This window comes from Paraburkholderia sp. SIMBA_054 (assembly GCF_046534875.1).
Taxonomy (GTDB): Bacteria; Pseudomonadota; Gammaproteobacteria; order Burkholderiales; family Burkholderiaceae; genus Paraburkholderia; species Paraburkholderia hospita.
Genome location: NZ_JAWRXV010001332.1, coordinates 1 through 249, shown reverse-complemented (window position 1 = coordinate 249; position 249 = coordinate 1). Strand labels below are relative to the sequence as shown.

Below are 249 nucleotides of genomic sequence, written 5' to 3'. Positions count from 1 at the left end.
ATCCGCAATGCCGGCAAAGGCGAGGCAAAGGCGTTGCTGGTAGTGATTCACGGCTGAGGCATCGAGCAGCAAGAGGCGTCTACGCGGAATCGGGGCTTGCGCGAGGTTGCGCCGGATACTGTATGTTTGTACAGTACAGGCTATCGACTGGAGCCGATAATGAACGACCTGAAAACCGCCCCGACCGACCACGCTCTGGCTGCGCTGCGCTATCAAACCGCGGCGCGCGATCTCGAACGTATCGTCCGC

1 protein-coding gene is annotated in these 249 nt (G+C 60.2%); it reads left to right on the top strand.

What is annotated here, in order from left to right; all coding sequences use genetic code 11:
* Positions 1–159 precede the first annotated feature (159 nt).
* Positions 160–249 (top strand): DUF2471 family protein (locus SB822_RS59410; RefSeq protein ID WP_410859416.1); only part of this gene is annotated, 90 nt, incomplete at its 3' end.